The sequence below is a fragment of the Draconibacterium halophilum genome, from assembly GCF_010448835.1.
Lineage (GTDB): Bacteria > Bacteroidota > Bacteroidia > Bacteroidales > Prolixibacteraceae > Draconibacterium > Draconibacterium halophilum.
The window spans coordinates 3939874-3957802 of record NZ_CP048409.1 but is presented as its reverse complement, the minus strand read 5'-3'; the positions used below and the strand labels follow the sequence as shown (position 1 = coordinate 3957802).

15 protein-coding genes and 1 pseudogene are annotated in these 17929 nt (G+C 38.7%); 15 read left to right on the top strand and 1 reads right to left on the bottom strand.

Annotation, left to right across the window (positions count from 1 at the left end; genetic code table 11):
* The first annotated feature begins 47 nt into the window (after nucleotides 1–47).
* The 10 genes and pseudogenes from G0Q07_RS16060 to G0Q07_RS20430 all read left to right on the top strand — a co-directional run bounded on the left by G0Q07_RS16060 (nucleotide 48) and on the right by G0Q07_RS20430 (nucleotide 12079).
* The gene (locus G0Q07_RS16060) at nucleotides 48–2924 is read left to right on the top strand and encodes a glycosyl hydrolase (RefSeq protein WP_163348100.1); all 2877 of its coding nucleotides are present in this window, start codon (nucleotides 48–50) and stop codon (nucleotides 2922–2924) included.
* A 47-nt stretch (nucleotides 2925–2971) separates the two neighbouring features.
* A pseudogene (locus G0Q07_RS20445) lies at nucleotides 2972–3972 on the top strand (glycoside hydrolase family 3 protein); the annotation flags it as partial.
* Nucleotides 3973–3993: 21 nt separating this feature from the next.
* The gene (locus tag G0Q07_RS20440) at nucleotides 3994–5172 is read left to right on the top strand and encodes a glycoside hydrolase family 3 C-terminal domain-containing protein (RefSeq protein WP_394366544.1); all 1179 of its coding nucleotides are present in this window, start codon (nucleotides 3994–3996) and stop codon (nucleotides 5170–5172) included.
* Between the two features lie 93 nt (nucleotides 5173–5265).
* The gene (locus G0Q07_RS16050; protein WP_163348098.1) at nucleotides 5266–8361 is read left to right on the top strand and encodes a glycoside hydrolase family 2 TIM barrel-domain containing protein; all 3096 of its coding nucleotides are present in this window, start codon (nucleotides 5266–5268) and stop codon (nucleotides 8359–8361) included.
* Nucleotides 8362–9060: 699 nt separating this feature from the next.
* Entirely contained in the window at nucleotides 9061–9882 is an 822-nt protein-coding gene (locus G0Q07_RS16045) for an RteC domain-containing protein (RefSeq protein WP_163348096.1), read from the top strand.
* 335 nt (nucleotides 9883–10217) lie between these two features.
* Nucleotides 10218–10478 carry a hypothetical protein gene (locus tag G0Q07_RS16040; protein WP_163348094.1) on the top strand — a complete coding sequence of 87 codons (261 nt, stop codon included), beginning with the start codon at nucleotides 10218–10220 and terminating at the stop codon, nucleotides 10476–10478.
* A gap of 156 nt (nucleotides 10479–10634) precedes the next feature.
* Entirely contained in the window at nucleotides 10635–10931 is a 297-nt protein-coding gene (locus tag G0Q07_RS16035) for a helix-turn-helix domain-containing protein (protein WP_163348092.1), read from the top strand.
* Nucleotides 10928–11431 carry a hypothetical protein gene (locus G0Q07_RS16030; protein ID WP_163348090.1) on the top strand — a complete coding sequence of 168 codons (504 nt, stop codon included), beginning with the start codon at nucleotides 10928–10930 and terminating at the stop codon, nucleotides 11429–11431. Before G0Q07_RS16035 ends, G0Q07_RS16030 begins: the two co-directional genes overlap by 4 nt.
* Nucleotides 11394–11675 (top strand): hypothetical protein, encoded by a 282-nt coding sequence (locus tag G0Q07_RS20435; protein ID WP_203532576.1) that lies wholly within the window; start codon nucleotides 11394–11396, stop codon nucleotides 11673–11675. Before G0Q07_RS16030 ends, G0Q07_RS20435 begins: the two co-directional genes overlap by 38 nt.
* Nucleotides 11675–12079: a P-loop NTPase family protein gene (locus G0Q07_RS20430; RefSeq protein ID WP_203532575.1), complete on the top strand. Its 405-nt coding sequence runs from the start codon at nucleotides 11675–11677 to the stop codon at nucleotides 12077–12079. Before G0Q07_RS20435 ends, G0Q07_RS20430 begins: the two co-directional genes overlap by 1 nt.
* A 25-nt stretch (nucleotides 12080–12104) precedes the next feature.
* Here the strand turns inward: G0Q07_RS20430 and G0Q07_RS16020 are convergent, their stop codons facing one another.
* Entirely contained in the window at nucleotides 12105–12632 is a 528-nt protein-coding gene (locus G0Q07_RS16020; RefSeq protein WP_163348088.1) for a GNAT family N-acetyltransferase, read from the bottom strand.
* Nucleotides 12633–13737: 1105 nt separating this feature from the next.
* Here G0Q07_RS16020 and G0Q07_RS16015 point away from each other — a divergent pair.
* The 5 genes from G0Q07_RS16015 to G0Q07_RS15995 all read left to right on the top strand — a co-directional run bounded on the left by G0Q07_RS16015 (nucleotide 13738) and on the right by G0Q07_RS15995 (nucleotide 17916).
* A complete protein-coding gene (locus G0Q07_RS16015; protein WP_163348086.1) occupies nucleotides 13738–14100 on the top strand; it encodes a hypothetical protein in 363 nt (120 codons plus the stop codon).
* Nucleotides 14101–14155: 55 nt separating this feature from the next.
* Nucleotides 14156–14434, top strand: a complete 279-nt coding sequence (locus G0Q07_RS16010) for a DUF4134 domain-containing protein (protein ID WP_246222917.1) — start codon at nucleotides 14156–14158, stop codon at nucleotides 14432–14434.
* A 103-nt stretch (nucleotides 14435–14537) separates the two neighbouring features.
* Nucleotides 14538–14831: a DUF4133 domain-containing protein gene (locus G0Q07_RS16005; RefSeq protein WP_163348082.1), complete on the top strand. Its 294-nt coding sequence runs from the start codon at nucleotides 14538–14540 to the stop codon at nucleotides 14829–14831.
* A gap of 4 nt (nucleotides 14832–14835) precedes the next feature.
* Nucleotides 14836–17250: a TraG family conjugative transposon ATPase gene (locus G0Q07_RS16000; RefSeq protein ID WP_163348080.1), complete on the top strand. Its 2415-nt coding sequence runs from the start codon at nucleotides 14836–14838 to the stop codon at nucleotides 17248–17250.
* A 21-nt stretch (nucleotides 17251–17271) separates the two neighbouring features.
* A complete protein-coding gene (locus G0Q07_RS15995; RefSeq protein WP_163348072.1) occupies nucleotides 17272–17916 on the top strand; it encodes a hypothetical protein in 645 nt (214 codons plus the stop codon).
* The last annotated feature ends 13 nt before the right edge of the window (nucleotides 17917–17929 follow it).

Here is a 17929-nt window from a genome sequence, read left to right as displayed (position 1 = left end):
TCAAATTGTAAGAATCTATTTGTCAGTAATATAATACATAACTAGCCATGTGCAAAATAAGACTAATTATATCATGTTTATTTGTTCTTTTTGTATGTAATGTCTGGGGACAGCAAAAAGTTGTATCTAAAAGTTTAGAACCGGAACAGAGTTTTGATTTCAAAACTTTTGTTTCGCCTTCAAAGAAGTATGCACCATATACTCGTTGGTGGTGGCCCGGGAATGATGTTTCAAAAGATGAGCTAGAACGAGAAATCCAGATGTTTGCAGCCAATGGATTTGGAGGAGTGGAAATTCAACCACTAAATATTGGCATTCCTATGCCTAGAGAAAAAATATCAGAGATACTTGGTTGGGATACTCCCGATTATTATTCCAACCTGATTACAGTCTTTAATGCAGCTAAGAGGGAAGGATTAAAAGTTGATTTGACAAATGGCAGTGGTTGGCCTCCCGGAGGTTCCTATCTGGATGTGGAGGATGGCTTTCTGTCTTTAAATCATGCAGATACTGTAATTTCAGGTGGTCAATTAGTTTTTGCCAAATTGCCTAAGGCAGAGTCTTCTGTTAAAGGCTTTTCGAAACTACAAGCCGTTGTTGCATCAAAAGTGCTACTGTCAAAGATGAAAGAAGGTACTGAGACTGTCTTGCTTGATTCTTCCTCAGTACAAGTTTTAACAGAAAAAGTTAAAACTGATACTCTAAGATGGAATGCCCCAGAGGGTAAATGGAAAATAATTGCTTTTTGGGCAGTCCTAAGTGGTGAAAGGACAATGACTGTAGCAATGCCCAAACAGGGACCTGTGGTTAATCATTTAGACTCAACAAAAGTATTAAAAAACTACAGCCATTTATTGGGAACTCGGACCGGTTTGAAACCGTATTTTGGAGATCCATTACGAGCCGTATTCACTGATAGTTACGAATTTAAAGCTGATAGGCACTATTCATTCGACTTTATAGATTGGTTTAAAAATCATCGCGGATATGATATAACTCCTTGGCTTCCCGCAAATATGCAAAAGGGATATAACATGGTTGAATTTATGAACCCGCATGCCGATCCAGATTTTATGTTTTCAGATGAAGACTGGCGTCTGCGTTATGATTACGATTTAACCATTAGTGAGTTGCTTGAAGAACATTTTTTGGAAACCAGTAAAAATTATTTGGAACGAAAGGGATTGCTTTACCGCACACAACCTTATGGTTTAAACATGGATATGATGGCAATGGCCGGAATGGCATCTATCCCTGAAACTGAAAGCATGAACGGATCAGAGGGAAGATTAAAACTAACAACTTCGGGAGCAAACTTATACAACCGTCCTTTAATTTCCGCAGAATCAGTTGTATATGGGAACAGAGCTTATGCAACTACTCCTCAAATGATTCGATTATCTATTGATAAACTGTTTGCTGCAGGTGTTAACCAAATTGTTTATCATGGAGTACCTTATCGTTACCAAAATGATAGGTTACCAAAAGAAGGATGGTATCCATTTTCAACTCCCTTTATTCCATCTATAAACTTCTCATCTAATTTAGGTGAAAGCAATCCTTACTGGAAATTTCAGAAGAAAATAAACGAGTATGTCAGTAGGACGCAACATGCGATGCAAGTTGGGAATCCAATATCGGATGTTTTGATTTATTATCCTTTCTTGAATTTTACTGGGTTGACTGATAATCCAAATGAAATTTTTACGAGAGGTACCATTGATAAAAGCAATATAACAGATGAACAATTTATGGATCCACAAGCCATTGCTGTTCATGAATGGTGTGTAAAAGTATGGCCGATAATAAATGAATTAGAAAAGAATGGAATTACGTGGAACTGGGTAAATGACAAATCTCTTCAATTGGCCGAAGTAACAGATAATAACAAACTCAATATTCGTGGGAATATTTACAAAGGGCTTATCATTGCCAATGCACCATACATCCAAATTCAAACGGCAGAACGTATTAACAATCTTGCAAGTATAGGATTAAACTTGTTGTTCATTGGAAATATTCCTGATAAACAACCATCTTTTCGAAATTGGGTGGAGAATGATAAAAAAACAAATGATTACTTAACCTCGTCACTAGAAGGGGCTTTTTCCAAGTATGAAAAAAATAATATCGTAAGTTCAGATTGGATTTCCTTTATTCAAGCAAACTGCCCGATACAATTTGATAATCCATATCCGTTTATTCGTCAGTCACAAAGAGAATTAGCTGATGGTAGCCGATTGCATTTCATTTGGAATACAAGTGATGAATGGCAAGAAATCTCACTTTCTATTAATGATAATTTCTCGCATTGTTATTGGTTGGATGCAGAAGATGGTACAATTCAAAAAAATAAGTCAAGCGAATCGGCATCTATTATTCTGCCACCATATTGCACAAGAATCCTGTTTGCAAGTACTGAGATATTGAGTGTTGCAAACGATTTGGATAAAGTATGTCTAAGTCCCGTAAGAGCCAAGAAAATACTTTCCCTCACGAAATGGAATATTAGGACAGATAATAAAAGTATTGATGATACTACTCTATTTGATTGGAAAACAAAGGAGAAATGGAAGTATGAGTCCTCGATCGGACAGTATCACTCCAAATTCAAATTAAAAAGGTTTGATAAAAAGTCCAAGTATCTTATTGATTTTGGAGAGGTTAAATATACCGCAGAGTTATACGTGAACGGACAATTAATTGGGACTCGAATAAATTTACCCTACGTCTTTGATGTAAGTAATTATTTGAAAAAAGGAGAAAATGAAGTCTTAGTAAAAGTATTGCCTACTCTTTTAAATGGCTTTATTGGAAATGCAAATTCTGGAGATAAAAAATATCGACAGTTTATGGGAAAGGAAAATAATCTGATGTCTGAAGGACTAATAGGACCTGTATCAGTTTATAAAAAGCATTTTTAAGTTTATTGTGCGTTTAGTGCTAATCTAATTTTACTCAATAGTGTACCATGAAAAATAAAAAATTGATATTAACCTCATTTATCTATATCCTTACCATGATTTCTGCTCACGCCCAAAAAGTCATTTACAAAGACTCAACAGCAACAATCGATGAGCGGGTAGTCGATTTATTATCAAGAATGACGTTAAATGAAAAAATTCTTCAGTTAAATCAGGTCGTCGCTGGAAGAAATGTAAACATAAATAATATTGGGCGAATAGATGATGAAATACCAGTAGGAGTTGGCTCAATTATCTATCAAAATACAGATGCCGAGATACGGAATAGGATCCAGAAAAATTCAATCGAAAAGTCTCGGTTGGGAATTCCTATTCTTTTCGGATTTGATGTAATTCATGGTCTTCGTACCGTTTATCCAATTTCACTGGCGCAAGCATGTTCCTGGAATCCCGATTTGGTAAGTGAAGCGTGTGGTGTTGCTGCCAAAGAGTCAAAACTATCTGGTATTGATTGGACATTCTCACCAATGATAGATGTTGCTCGAGATGGACGATGGGGGAGAGTTTCTGAAGGATACGGAGAAGATCCATATGCTAATGCTGTTTTCGGAGTGGCTTCAGTAAAGGGATATCAAGGGACGAATTTAGGAGACCAATATTCGATTGCTGCTTGTCTTAAACATTATGTAGGCTACGGTGAATCTGAAGGTGGTCGTGATTATCACTACTCCGATATTTCTATGCAGTCTTTATGGGAGACGTATTTAGTTCCGTATGAAGCCTGTATAAAAGCTGGCGCAGCTACTGTGATGAGTGCATTCAATGATATTAGTGGAATACCTGCAACTGCTAATTATTATTTATTAACAGAAGTTCTCAAGAAAAGATGGGCCATGAGGGATTTGTTGTATCCGATTGGAATGCAGTCGAACAGTTGATCGACCAAGGCTTTGCTGCTGACAGGAAAGATGCAGGGTATAAGGCATTTTCAGCGGGATTGGAAATGGATATGAAGGATGGAATATACTCAGACTATTTGGCGGAATTAGTTGCAGAACACAAAATCTCGATGGATGCAATTGATGATGCAGTTGGACGAATATTAAGTATAAAATTTAAATTGGGCTTGTTTGAACATCCCTATGTTGAGATTATTGATGACTCGGTTAGATTTCTTCAACCTGAAAGTATTGAAATTGCGAATAAGCTTGCCGAAGAATCAATGGTTTTATTAAAAAATAGTGAAAATATACTACCAATTAATAAAGCAATTGAAAGTGTCGCGGTTATTGGTCCCATGTCAAAAAATAAATCAAACCTAATAGGTTCCTGGGCAACCCTTAGTAAAACAAGTGACGTGGAGTCAATCTTTGAAGGACTGGAAAAGGAATTTCAAGGTTCGATAAAATTTAATTACGCTGAGGGGTGTAATTTTGATCGTGAGGATGAATCTGACTTTGAAGAAGCTTTGGCTTTAGCCCAAAAATCGGATCTTATTTTAGTCTGTTTAGGTGAAAGAAAAACCTGGTCAGGAGAAAATGCGTCAAGATCCACAATCGCTTTACCTGCAATTCAGCAAAAATTAGTGAAGGAGTTAAAAAAGGCAGAAAAACCTATCGTCTTAATTCTTTCAAGCGGTCGTCCTCTCGAATTGGTTAACATCGAGCCTTTAGCTGATGCAATGATTGAAATGTGGCAACCAGGAGTTGCTGGAGGATCGGCACTAGCAGGAATATTATCGGGAAGGATAAATCCATCGGGTAGATTGGCTATTACTTTCCCATTAACATCTGGTCAAATCCCAGTTTATTATAATATGCGTCAGAGTGCTCGACCAGACCAGGGGAAATATCAGGATATTCCTACTGAACCGCTGTATTGGTTTGGCTATGGATTGAGTTATACTACTTTTTCTTATGGAGAGGTTAAATTATCGTCGGACGAAATTCGCAAGGATGAAAAAATTATTGCTGAAGTAGAAGTTACAAATACAGGAGAAATAGATGGTAAAGAAACGGTTTTTTGGTACATCGCTGACCCGGTAGCCTCCATTACTCGTCCTATGAAAGAGCTAAAATACTTTGATAAGAAAGAAATAAGGAAGGGAGATAAAAAATTGTTTCGTTTCGAGATTGATCCGATGAGAGATTTGAGTTTCCCTGATACCGATGGTGTCAAACATCTAGAAACCGGAGATTATTATTTGATAGTAAATAACCAGAAAATAAAGTTTAAACTGGTTGATTAATTCTTTAAATAATCAACTAATATGAGAGAATGATTTTGATTAAATCAATATTTATTTTTCGTAGTAGTTGTTCTTGATTAAAACAATGAAAGTATGAGACAAATATTATCAATCCTTTTGTTTGCAATATTTAATTTATCAGCTTTTGCCCAGAGCGATGAATGGCAAAATCCTGAAAAGAACCAGCTGAATCGTAAAACAATTCATGCATTTAACTTTGCATATGAAAGTAAGGAACTTGCAAAAAAAGGACAGCCACAAAAGTCAGAATACTATTTAAACCTGAATGGTAAGTGGAAATTCCTTTGGGTAAAAGATGCAGATAAAAGACCATCTGATTTTTATCTGAAAGATTTCAACGATGCAGGATGGAGTACGTTAAATGTACCAGCAATATGGGAGCTTAACGGTTTTGGAGATCCAATATATGTAAATTACGGTTATCCATGGAAGGGTCAAGCTTCTGTCAGTCCACCCAATATACCTGTTAAAAATAATTATGTTGGTTCATATCGTCGGGTGATCGAAATACCCGAGGATTGGACTGGGAAAGATGTTTTTGCTCATTTTGGCTCTGTTACTTCAAACATATACTTGTGGGTAAATGGAAAATTTGCTGGCTATAGTGAAGATAGCAAATTAGAAGCTGAATTCGATATTACAAAATATCTGGTGAAGGGAAAAAACTTGATAGCATTTCAGGTATTTCGGTGGTGCGACGGTACTTATTTGGAAGACCAGGATCTTTTCAGGTATTCAGGAGTTGAACGTGATTGTTATTTGTATGCCCGCAATACTCAACGAATCGAAGACATTCATGTTACTCCGGATCTAGTAAATGATTATAAAGATGGAATACTTGAGATTAAAACTACTCTGACTAAATCAGCATCGGCTTTATCTTTGTCATTCGAACTGTTTAATGGAGAAACATTAGTAGCAACTGGCAATCAAAAGGGATCGGGACAAACAATTCTTAACGTTGAAAACCCGGTAAAATGGAGTGCAGAATTGCCTAAGCTTTATACTCTTTATGCAACGTTAAAGGATAAGTCAGGAAAAGTAATTGAGGTAGTTCCACAAAAAGTGGGATTCCGTAGAGTTGAAATTAAAGATTCACAATTACTGGTAAATGGAAAACCTGTATTAATAAAAGGGGTGAATAGACACGAAATTGATCCTAATTCCGGTTATGTAGTTTCTCGTCAGCGCATGATTCAGGATATAAGAATCATGAAGGAATTAAATATCAATGCTGTTCGTACAAGCCATTATCCTGCAGATAGGTATTGGTATGAGCTCTGCGATGAATATGGTTTATATGTTGTTGCTGAAGCAAATCTGGAGTCTCATGGAATGGGCTATGGGAGAAACACTTTAGCAAAGAATCCTGATTTTGCTTTGGCACATTTGGAACGTAACAAAAGAAATGTGCAAAGAAACAGAAATCATCCATCTGTTATAATCTGGTCTTTAGGTAATGAAGCTGGAATGGGACCTAATTTTGACTCTTGTTACAATTGGATTAAGAAAGAGGATCCAAGCCGACCAATCCAGTACGAAAGAGCAGTAAATGGGAACTCTACAGATATTTTTTGTCCAATGTATTTAGACTACGATGGATGTGAAAAATATTTGCTTAACAATCCAGAAAAGCCACTTATTCAGTGCGAGTATGCTCATATCATGGGAAATTCAGGAGGAGGCTTTAAAGAATATTGGGATATGATCCGGGAATATCCGGAATATCAGGGAGGCTTTATTTGGGATTTTGTAGATCAGTCGCCAAACTTCAAAACACATGAAGGCGTTGAGATTTCAGCGTATGCAGGTGATTTCAATAGATATGATAGTCGCAGCGATCAGAATTTCTGTAATAACGGTTTAATATCACCCAATCGAACTTACAATCCTCATGCTTATGAGATTGCTTACTTTTATCAATCAATCTGGGTGAATCCGATTGATTTGTTGAGTGGAACATTATCCGTTTATAATGAGAATTTTTTCCGAAATCTTGAAAATTATTACCTCGAATGGCAATTGCTAGCAGATGGTGAAGTTATTGAAAATGGGATTGTAAATGAACTCAATGTACTGGCTCAGGAGAAGGTAACAGTTAAGCTTAATTACTCTATTGAAAAAGTCAATGATGAAAAAGAGTTATTGCTTAACGTTTTCTTCAAACTTAAAAAGAGTGAACAATTATTACCTGCCGGTCATAAAGTTGCATCTAATCAATTGGTTATAAGACCTCATATTGAAAGTCAATTAGCGATAGATGAGAGCGAAAAGACAATAAAATATCCCAAAGTCCATGATACGAATCAATATTGGATGATCATAAAAGATGAAGACTTTCAAATAGATTTTAACAAGTCTACTGGATTTCTCGAAAGATATTCATTTGGAGGCAACGAATTGCTGGCTCCTGGAACAGCTTTAAAACCGAACTTCTGGCGTGCTCCAACGGATAATGATATGGGAGCCTGGTTTCAGGTTCGAAGTAAAGTATGGCGAGATCCTAATTTAACCTTGAAAAGCCTCCAATCTCAAGTAAAAAATGATTTAACAGAGGTTCAAGCAGAATATGAAATCAAGGACGTATCTGCAAAGTTAAATCTTACCTATTTGATCAGTAGTGATGGTAGCGTCACAGTCAATCAAAAACTGATGGCGGATTCAGAAGCAAAAGTGCCGGATTTATTCCGCTTCGGGATGCAATTGGTTATGCCGGAATCTTTTGACCAAATTGAGTTTTATGGTAGGGGGCCTGTCGAAAACTACCGTGATCGGAAAAGTTCTCAATTTTTGGGGATATATAATCAAAATGTGGAAGACCAGTTTTATCCGTATATCCGTCCACAAGAAACAGGGACCAAAACTGATATCCGTTGGTGGAAACAATTTGATCGTGCGGGGAAAGGGTTCTTATTTGAATCTGTTGAGCCATTTTCTGCATCCGCATTAAATTATACAATTGAATCGTTGGATGATGGTGATGAGAAAGATCAACGCCATTCGCAGGAAGTTCGTAAATCAGACTACACCAACATATGCATCGACAAGTTGCAAATGGGATTAGGCTGTGTTAATAGTTGGGGGGCCAAACCGCTTGATGAATACTTGGTACCTTATCAAGATTATGAGTTTAAATTTAAAATTACACCGATAGGAAACTATAGATAAAAGTGATAAAGGCCTACTTGTATGGTATTGCATATGAATGCCCCAAAAGAAATAGAAACAAAAATTGTCCCTTATTTGAAATTGATCATTTATCATTCGAAGAAAAAATAATATGGATTAATAAACTCAATGAAGACAAAATAGGAGCTATCTTAAATTATCATGTGCTATGTACAAAAGACTGTTTGCCAGAAAGATGATTAGACGAAAATGCATAATGACAGATTCTGTGATGTGTGAATGGGAGTGAGCTTTAAGTTTATATCATTATGAGAATATTTAATGACTGAAATTTACTAACGAAGAAAAGGTAATTGTGATGGTAGTTTTTATCACATAGTTTAGTTTGTTTAGTTAGGTCTCTCTTTCATTTTGAAGGAGAAATCCCGGGAGTTTATTCGCTCCCGGGATATTTTAAACAGTTGTCTGGAGTATTGTTAAAATATTTAGATCCAATAATAATAAATATGAAAATACTAAATTCTCAATATTAAATATACAGCACATAGTTGATTTGAATTGGTATTAATGTTCAGGTTACAGTATTGTAATTTGTTTTCTGGGGGCACATAGTGTTCCCAGAATTTCAAATAGTTTAATTCTGAAAATCGAAATATGAAGATATAACTCGTTTCACCCCGTTCTGTTCAGTTGTATAGACAAAGCTTCAAAGAACTGTTCAGAGAAATGCATAAAGCCATGAATCATCAATCGTATCAAGAAACAATTAGAGTTCTGGAAGAAACCTTATCCCGGTTAAAAGTACAAACCCAGGATTTTGTGGAGTTAACCGAAAAAGCCATCGGTCTGTGTTATAATGTAATGTCAAAATTAAGAGTGTCTGTACAAAACGACGGATTCAGTAAGAAGGAGGAAGAAATCTATTTTTTTAAGCATGTGAAGCCGAAAGTAGATAGTAAATTTATTTTTTATACTGAAGTATTTAATATAGAGTCACACAGACCGGAGGGAGGAAAAAAGATTCAACTAAAGTATTTCCAGAACGAAATTCAAAAGATCTGTACTTATCAAAGAAATAATAGAGAACTTTACCAATATTATAAGAGAAATAAAACAGATTTAGATCATATTTATTTTTTAAGGGGAAACCTGGATTCACGGATTCATGAGGATAATATTTCATGTCACATTGATCCAAATTTCTGTACAGGATACGATAAAACCCTAGCCAGAATAATGGCTAACGATCAACTCAAAAAATACATCGGAAATGAAATCAGAAAACTGAAAGGGAATACAGAGTTTGTCAGTAATTTATACTGGACTAATCCGAATATTGATGCTTTGGAAATAGTGTATTCACTTTTCCTGGCTAAGGCTATTAATAATGGGAAAGCCAGCCGAATTGAAATTGCCCGCGTCTTCGAAAAAATGTTCAATATCAAGTTTAGGGATATTTATGGCACCTTTAAAGAAATGCGTGGAAGAAGCGAGCAGGTTAGTTTTCTGAAACACTTAATCGAAGTCTTACAAAAGCGAATGGATGATATGGATGAATAAGTGTGAATGAATATTTAGATAGAAACATTAAAATGAAACAGGAAATGAGTTTAAATTGAATTAACTTTGTAGTAGAAAATAGAAGATCTTCTCACCAAAAGGGAAATGGTGAGTGATATAAAAATATTAGAGCGTTAGCTTTTATTCTTGCAAGAGAAAATCGCCAATTTTTTTACACAACAGGAATATGAGTATGACGCCCACGATTTGCGTGGGGCGTACTTGTGTGTTGTGTGGGCGTTTGGCGATGCCCCTCTTGCAGATAATGTATCTGTCCCACGCTACTTTTTAAATTTACTGTTTTAGGGACAGGACAGTAACCAAAATATTAACACATGACTTTTTCGGAACGAAGCATAAAGTATGCAGATTTACTTGTGCCCATAATAAAATGCCCGCTAGGCGAAGCTGTGCCGGATTGTCCCTTTGTGGAATACTGGCAAATCGACGACGAGATAAAACAAATGAACCTGGTTGAAGAACTTCCTGAAGAAAAACTGGATGAACTTCGTGAATTTCATCGTAAGTGTCTGGCAAAAAAAATTAAACAGGCACGGAAAATATCAGCAGAGTTTTATAAAAGTCAAAAAATATAATATTTTTTGGCTTTTTTATTGTCGTGTTATTCAGGGTCTTAATAGCTTATTGTTTATAGTGCGTAATACCCCAGTAGGGTGTTCATGGGGAATAAAATCCAATTGGACTCTACAATTTTGGCAAAACTCAATTTGTAACATTTAAAACAAAACGTTATGCCAACAGAAATTGTAACCACCGACGATCTTCGGGAATTCAAACTTGAATTACTCAAAGAAATCAAACAACTCTTCGCCGCCCATCACGGGCAACCAACCAAAAAATGGTTAAAATCCTACGAGGTAAGAAAGCTGCTTAATATCTCACCGGGTACACTTCAGAACATGCGTGTTAACGGCACACTGGCCTTTACTAAAATTGGCGGTGTTATCTTCTATGACAGTGAAGAAATTCAGAAAATGATGGCTGAAAACCGGGTGAACAACCGTTTTGAATTTGGCCGGAGAAAATGAATTATATCCGGCAACTGCGCGGTTTTTTTGAACACCTGGAAGAAGATGCCAACATGACATCACAGCATATCAGCCTGTACATGGCTCTATTTAACCTTTGGAACCTGAATCGTTTCCGGGAACAATTTGAAATAAACCGGCTGGATGTGATGGCCATGGCCCGGATTGGTTCCAAAAGCACCTACTCGAAGTGTATGAAAGAGCTGAACGATTGGGGATATATCCGATATTCTCCCGGAGCCAATCGCTACCAGGTAAGCAAAGTTAGCTGTACCAGATTCGGGACCGCTAGTGGTACTGCTACCGGGACTGCAAGCGGAACTGCTACCGGGACTACTAGTGGTACCGCAAGTGGGTCGCCTTTTATAAACTATATGAACAAGAGAAACAGTAAAGAAGAATCCTCCCAAAATTTGAAAAAAAATGGAAGAAAAAAACAAAACGGAAAATCCAACCCCCTCCATGTCGAAACCGACAAAGATTACTCCGAACCCCTATAAAGAAATCGCCGGTTTTGAAAACGGGAAACACCAGTTCGGGTTTAACGCCTGCCTAAAATGGTTGGAAGACCTGGGGAAAAAGACTTATGGGCAACAATTCCAGTTGTATCCTGAGGATTCAGAGTTGCTTTACCGTTTAATTGTTTATGCCATTGAAGACAAAGAAGTAGCCGAAAAAAGAAACCTAGACCTGAAAAAGGTATTTTGCTATCCGGGCCGATTGGTTGCGGGAAAACCTCATTGATGAGCTTGGTAAAATACTTCTTTCAACAAGGAAAGCAATACAGGGTAGTCTCTACACGTGATATCAGTTTTGAATTTGAAAAAGAAGGTTACAAGGTAATTAACCGTTACAGCAAAAATCCGGTGGATCTGAGTTATTCCAACCCCATTCCAAGTATTTATTGTTTTGATGATTTGGGCGTTGAGCAGGTTCAAAAGTATTTTGGGAATGAATGTAATGTGATGGGAGAGATCCTGCTTAGCAGGTACGATCTTTTTGTTTCCAAAGGCATCCCAACCTACCTGACAACAAATCTCTCTGCTAGTGAAATAGAAGAAAAGTATGGCAACCGTGTTCGCAGCCGTATGCGCGAAATGTTTAACCTGATTGCCTTTGATAAAAATGCAAAAGATAAACGAATATGATTGATATTGGTTACTGTTTTGCTGTTCAGTTGGCTGGCCGTTTCATCATTATGTCTGTCTGCTTGTCATCGCCTAACTGGAAAACATGTTTGTCAAATTCAGTAAACCCATTTTTTTTATAAAACCGGATGGCCCGGGGATTCTCCTCCCATACCCCAAGCCAAATGAATTCTACGTCTTTTTGTACAGAAATTTCAATTGCTTTTTCGTACAAAACTTGTCCGACTTTCATTCCATGAAATTCTTTTAATACATAAATACGCTCAATTTCAAGCGCATTCTTATTTGAATTTTCCGTCTGAGATTCTCTCCAATTAACTTTAAGGTAGCCAACGACTTTTTCATTGAATAGTGCAAAATAAAATAATGAATTTTGATCGGACAATTCATTTTCTAATTTTGATATGGAGAAAGAGTTATCTAAATATTCTTGCATATTTTCTGCACTGTTACTGGCTTCAAAGGTCTCTTTAAAAGTCCTTTTCCCAATTTCCTGCACTAAATGAATGTCATCTGATTTTACTTCTCTGATTTTTATATCGTGGGTTTTCATGATTTGGTATGTTATTCCTCAATGCAATGATGTATCATTTTCTGTAAAAACGGAACAAATTTAGTAACACTGAGCTAATCCTTAAAACCTGAAACAGATTTTTGATCTTCCCGTGCATCGGCACATCATTCCGGCATGCTGAACCAGCTCTGCTCATGATTCGCCGTATTTCGCTCTCCCTGTGATATCCCGGAATGATCAGCCTCATTGCACCCCACGGCAAGAGCCCGAACTCCGGTCTGCTTTGCTCAATCCTTCCCCGGCCTTTCCTTTCACCCGACTCGGATTTTCGGTCCCCCACCATCCATCCCAAAGCGAAAATCCGGAGTCAGGTTCCAGTCAGACCAGCCCTTTTCGCAATACTTCCCTGCATTCCTGCACTTGCCTTTTGCCAACCCGCTTAACAATTCTGACAGGTATTGAGGTATTTCTCCCGTGCCCCGGCCATTTCCTCTGACGGGCTTCGACACTCCCTAAACCCGTTCGCCCACTCACGGGAAACGGTCGCTGGTCTCGCCCTTACAGTGAAAAAAGCCTTCAGGCACCGCACGGAAAGAGCCATCCTTCCGTTTCTCTCCAGTCCGGCACTTTCCCGTAGCCCGCGCACTAATGACGGCTTAACTGGTTTTAATAACTTAACAGGTGGAAAAACCAAAAAGAAACCCAAGAACGCCGGCCTCCCCACAAAGCCTTCGCCCGGGAAAATGCAAGATCAAGATGAATGCCCCGTATAAAAACTTATCAGGTTGTTTTTATAGGTTAACAGGTAACGTGGCAATCCTGCATTTTATCCACGGCCGCCAGTAAGCCTGGTTTCTTTTCTTTTTTTCCCTTTTTTCTTTTCTTTTGGGGAAAAGTTATTTTACTATTTAAAAGCAAACAAAAGCGTTTAAAATCCAATTGTTAATAGCTTTTTCAAATCAGCTTCTTTTTACTCCAAACCCAAATAAATCCTATGTTATAGAAGAAATTTATTTAACCATATACAACACCCCAGTGGGGTCTTACTGGGGTGAAACTTCAATTGAAGTCTTCCACATTTGCATGACCGGAAATCTACCAGTAATGGCATTCCGGGTAAACATAAACTTAAAACGTAACGCAAATGTTTGGAATCGACAAAATCACCTGGTCAACATTTTTATTGTTTATCTCTCTGTGCCTGGGAGCATGGTATTTTTTGTTACTGGCTTATTGCTGGTCAAAGTCAAAACAAAAAGCAAAAGAGCAGCACTTTGAGACAGGTGCTTCCGAAAATACTTCTTGTGAGGGATTTCAGCCCATTGCCGTTTATTCCAATGATTTTCCATCAAAGATTTTACCGGTAAATCCGGTAGAAAACGAACCTATTGGCGCATGCATGTATGAAGAAACTGGCATGGATGAAGGCATGGAGCTGGATCATTTTACGCAAAAGAACCATCCCGTTCTGGCGGCTAAGATCGATGATTTTCAACATCAACAATAATCCATTAAAATTTAAAATTATGAGAAAGCAAATGCAGGCGATTTATCGCAGGGGCATGGCAGCTGTAGCTATGCTGGTTTTGGGAGTGTATAACACAATGGCGCAAAGTTCAGCCGGAATCGACCAGGCCACCACGGAAGTAAATTCATATGTGGATCCGGTAGCCAATCTGATCATAGCAATCGGAGCAGTAGTGGGCCTGATCGGTGGTGTCCGGGTATATATCAAGTGGCAGAGTGGGGACCAGGATACCCAGAAGGCAATAATGGGATGGTTTGGAGCCTGCCTGTTCCTGATTCTGGTTGGCGTAGTCATCCGCTCATTCTTTGCTTAACGGTCCATCCGTCAAAAGCCGGACAAGTTGACCGCGATGTTAAATGAGGAACGACAGTGCTTCGTTCCTCACTTTTTCTCAAACATCTTATTCTATTAAAAAAATGAAATCATACACCATCCAAAAGATAGATACAAATCTGTATATCAAAGGATTTTCCGGGCAGCTGGTTTACCTGTCACTTTACGGAATTCTTGCCGCGCTCATACTCTTTGTAATCCTCTATATCGCTGTTGGAACTTTTGTGTCTGTAGCGGTTTGTGTGCCTGCCTTTTTTGCCTGGCTCTACCGGCTAAACCGGATTCAGAGAGACTACGGGCACCGGGGCTGGCATAAGAAGCGGATTGCCCGCCAACTCCCTGTTTTTATCACGATTAAACAACGCATTTATCAGTAGTAACATGAGAGTTAAACCAATACAAATCAGTCTGCCTGTACTGGGATTTGACGGAGATATTCTGATCTCCAATAACCTGGATATGGGAATAGGACTACGGCTATTTTTACCGGAGCTGTTGTCCTGTAGTGCAGAGAAGTTGTATCTGCTACACGATACCTTGCAGCGGGTAGTAAACATCCTTCCGGAAAATACCCTGCTACATAAACAGGACTTCTTTTTCCCCGAAGAATTTTCTACAAATAGCGATAGAGCACTGAAGAAAGGGCCAGGTTTAACAGGAAACTATTTGGAGCATTTTCAGGGGAGGAGGTATTTAAAACATGAATGCTACCTATATGTGAGCTTGTTGAATACCGGGGTTTTAAAAAACTACCTGGGCTCTTCGCTGATCTTTTCACGCAAAGCACGGCTGGAAGAAGCCCGATTACAGGAAAAGATCCGTGAACTACAGACCAACCTGGCCTCGATCTTCCGTCAGACAGGAATAGAAAGTATACCGATAACCAGAGAACAAGCCATGGGGACAGCCTCGGAAATTGGCCTGATTGAACGCTATCTGACATTGAACTTCAGGGAGGGACAGCCTCTGTTGGGAGGAATCGATTTTAGAGACCGTTTACGGGTGATGGATCGCTTTGTGGAAATTCTGAGTTTGAGTGACCATTCGCACTTGCCATCAGAAGTACGACCCACAAGCGGCCATCCCCGCACCGGGCTGCCCGTTTCGATGGTTTATCCGTTGAGCTGGCACCTGCCGTATTCACATATTACCAACCAGTTTATCTATGTACCGGGTCAACAGGAAGTAAAAGCAGGACTGGAAAGTGATTATAAAAAGATCTACAGCCTGTCAAAATTTTCCTCAGAGAACAAGATCAATGCCGGGCTGATTGAAAATTTTCTGGACACCGTGCAAACCTCGGGGGAGAAGATCGTTAAAACCCATTTTAATGTGACACTGCTGGATACTTCGATCTCAAATTTGAAGAAAATCAAAAGTGAAGCGGCCACAGCTTTTTCACTGATGAACTGTTTCCCTTACCAGCACACCTTTGATCTGCCGTTTTTGTTTTTTGCAGGATTGCCTTTTAGCACCCAGCTGCCGGAAACAGAACTGTTTTTGACCCAGGTACCACAAGCCTGCTGCCTGACAAACTTTGAGGGCGCGGTCAAAAACTCAGATTCAACATTTACTATTCACCTGTCGGACCGGATGGAAGGTTGCCCGGTAAAGGTCGATCTGTCGGATGAGCCCATGAAAAAGCACCTGATCCATAACCGCAACAAAATTATTATCGGCGGATCGGGATCCGGAAAATCCTTTTTTACCAATCACCTGCTGCGGCAATATGCCGAAAGTAAAAACTGCCATGTTGTTTTACTGGATGTGGGACGCAGCTATGAGATCCTGACCCGTTACCTCGATGAACGGTTGAAGGATAAAGGCGGGGCTAAAATGATTGAGTTTTCAGAAACGAATCCCATTTCCTTTAATCCTTTTGTGGTGGATGGTTCACCTGACCTGGAACGCCGGCAAACTATTCTATCCGTTATTTATACCATTTACAAAGAACATCTTACTGAAATGGAAAAGGATGTAATTGCCTTTTCGGTGAATCGGTATTTTGAAACAAAACGGAAAAAGAAACGCTCGTTTAACGACTACTTCGAGTTTTGTAAAGACATTATTCCACGGCTTGCCGAAGAAGAATCCATTGAGTTTAACAGCAACGAATTTTTCTTTATACTTAGCAAATATTACAAGGGAGGAGAATACGATTACCTGCTGAATAAACCCATGCAAACCGATGAGTTTTTCTCTTGTCCCTTTTTAGTATTTGAGCTGGATGCGATAAAAGACCACCCGGTAATTTTTCCGGTGGCCACACTGATCATCATGGATATTTTCCTGCAGAAGATGCGGAAGCTGAAACGCACCCGAAAAGTGATCTGTCTGGAAGAAGCCTGGAAAGCTATTGCCACACCGCAAATGGCCGATTATCTTAAGTATTTTTTCAAAACTATTCGCAAGTTTTTTGGCGAAGCCATGGTGGTCACACAGGAAGTGGATGATGTGATTTCATCACCCATTATCCGTGATGCGATTATCAACAATGCCGATACCCGCATTTTGCTCGATATGGGCAAATTTAAAAACAAGTTCGATGAGATTAGCCGATTCCTGGGATTGAATGCTTTTCAAAAAGAACAAATCCTGTCGATCAATAAAAATCTGCCATCCAACCGAAAATTTAAGGAAGTATTTATTTCCCTGGGAGAATATTCCAGAGTCTTTGCCCTGGAAGTAAGTCGGGCCGAATACTATTGTTACACCACCGAACAAACCGAAAAGGAACAAGTGCTGGAACAGCTGATCAAAGACCAATCCATCCTTGAGATCTTAAAACATATGTAAAACCATAAAAACAGAACGAGCATGAAAAATCTAATCGTAGTCATTTTAATTGTCCTTCTTGCAGCAGTTGCAAGTACAAGTCAGGCGCAGACACCGGTAACGGATGTGGGAGCCGGAATACAACGTGAAGCCCTCTGGACGCAGGAAGAAGGAATCCTTTCAAAAATCAACCTGTACAATGTGCTGATCAAAGCCCTGAATGGTGATATCAAAGGACTGACCGGAGAGATATTGGGCATCGATCAAAAAATGCTGGAAAGCCTGGAGAAAGTTTCCTTGTTGATCAAAGATTATATGCGTATAAAGGAAACCAAAGACATCCTGCAACAGATCATCGCCATCTATACTGACAAAGTCCCACTATTGGTACAGGATGGAAATTTTACCACCCAGCAGGCGGCTGCTATTGTTCAGAGTTTTGACCTGATTCTGGATGACAGTAAGGCATTGGTTACGTCCATTCTGAATATCATCGTTAAAGACAACCTGTTTATGATGGATGATAAACAGCGTTACGATGCCATTAACGGAATTTATCTCAGTGTAAAACAACACTACGGCACCATCTGCTACCTGCACAACAAATTGATGTATGCTTCCTATCTGAAAAGCTATGACAGCGGTGACCTGGAAGGATTTGCCATGTATTACAGTCTTTATCACTAAATCAATTGAAAAT